Below are 1,935 nucleotides of genomic sequence, written 5' to 3'. Positions count from 1 at the left end.
CATTCAGATTTGCACCTCTTAGGTTAGCCTTGCTCAGGTCCGCATGGTTGATTTTGGCTTTTGTCAGATTAGCTTTTGATAAGTCTGCTCCATTCAGCGAAGCGCTGCTGAGATTTGCTTCCATTAGTAAGGCACCTCTTAAATTTGCTGCAACAAGGTTTGCCCAGCTCATGTCAGCATTGCTAAGTATAGAATTAGAAAGGTTAGTTTCGCTCAATTTACCTTCCCTCAATTTAAGACCCCTCAAGTTACTACCACTTAAGTTTGCACTTGTAAGATCAACTCCACCGATACTCGTGCTGGTCAGATCTGTTCCACGAAGATCTGCTCTAGAAAAATTAGCAAATGCCAGATTTGCATTGCTAAAAATTACTCTCGCTAAAGTTGCTTCTGTGAAATTCCCGCTAGTCAAGTCAGCATTACTCAGATTAGCACTGGTTAGATTAGCATTTGAAAAATTTGCCCAAGATAATTTTGAACCTTCTAGATTACTACTAATCAATAGAGAGTCTGACAAATTGGTGCTTGATAGATTAGCATCAATTAAACGTACATTATTCAATGAGGCATTACTCAAGTTTGCCCAACTTAGATCTACTTGATTCATATTGGCCATATCTAATCTTGCATTTTCTAATTTTGCTTGAGAAAGATTCATTTTACTCAAATCTATATTGGTTAAATCTTTTCCATCTTTAACTGCTATTTCAAGAGACTTTTTGCTTCTAATACTTGATAGACTATAAGATTCTTCTGTGCTTATTGATGACTCTTTTTGAATAAGTATACCGTTCCATGACTTTAATGGTTCCGCCATACAATAACCCCATTTTCCTTCGAATTTGTTATCTACAAATTCTAAATCTAATCTTCCCCAATAGTTTGTTTTTCTGCCAGTGCGCTCATTTATTAATTTTGTATTGCAGGATCCACCGACCTTCCCAATCCAGTAGCCGCTATAGATGTTGTTTTTAACGTTTTCAATAGCTATAAAACCTTCACTTCCATATAATGCTTTTACATTTTTCTCACTTTTCGAAACAATGTCTATTTTTCCATAATCTGAGTTCCACGATTCAATAATGACAGATTTGTTTATGCTATTATTAACCACTGGTTTTTCTAATTTATGATTTTTACTTTTAGACAAAATTCCATTCCATTTTTTTTCAGGTCTATTGTTGCAGTATGACCACTTTCCTTGAAATGAATCATTTTCAAAAGTTAACTCAAACCTCCCCCAGTAATTACTTTTCTTTTTAGTACGTTCATTTAGCACTTCTGTTTCACAAGAACCTTCTTTATTTCCAACCCAGTATCCACTGTAAAATTCATGTAGAATTTGTCTTAAAACAATAAATCCATTACTTTGATAAGTAGCTTTTATAAACTCATCTTTGTGAGAAGTAATATTTATATTACCATATGTTGAATCCCATACTTTTTGATTATTTTTATCCTTTTCTTTTGCAATGTACGATATTTTTTCTTCCTCCTTCCTTCCGTATACTTCAGCAATCGCCTCTAGGTCTAGTTTTGTATAGAATTGAGGGGCATTTTCTGAGCCTTGATAGGCCATCAAGGTTTGGCTCATCGTCGCTGCATCTTGAGAGAATGGATCGGTACTTTGATAGCAATCTCCATCATCACTATCAAAGGGATGCTCTAGACCCAATACGTGTCCAAGTTCATGTAAAATAGCAGCTTCAGGCCTACTTTCAAAGATCGGCCTACAACTGTTGAGAGCCATGATGTATTCTGAGCCATCCCAACTCATTTGGACAACACCATAAGTCGCTTCATTTGGTACACATGTTTTAGTAATTAAGAAGTCTGCACCTTCCCTGTCAGTCCTATTAAAATTAAGAATCAGTGATTTGTTCACCTTCTTTATTAAATTTGTCATAAAGGTTAGTTCTACCTTTTCAAATCCTT

Annotated in this window: 1 protein-coding gene; it reads right to left on the bottom strand. The window is 35.4% G+C overall.

Translation table 11 applies throughout. The features are described from left to right. The coding region (locus P8O70_22005; GenBank protein ID MDG2199516.1) for a pentapeptide repeat-containing protein at window positions 1–1,935 on the bottom strand (1,935 nt) is incomplete at both ends.

It is taken from the genome of SAR324 cluster bacterium (assembly GCA_029245725.1).
In the GTDB taxonomy this organism is placed as follows: Bacteria; SAR324; SAR324; order SAR324; family NAC60-12; genus JCVI-SCAAA005.
This window is presented reverse-complemented; position numbering and strand designations above follow the sequence as displayed.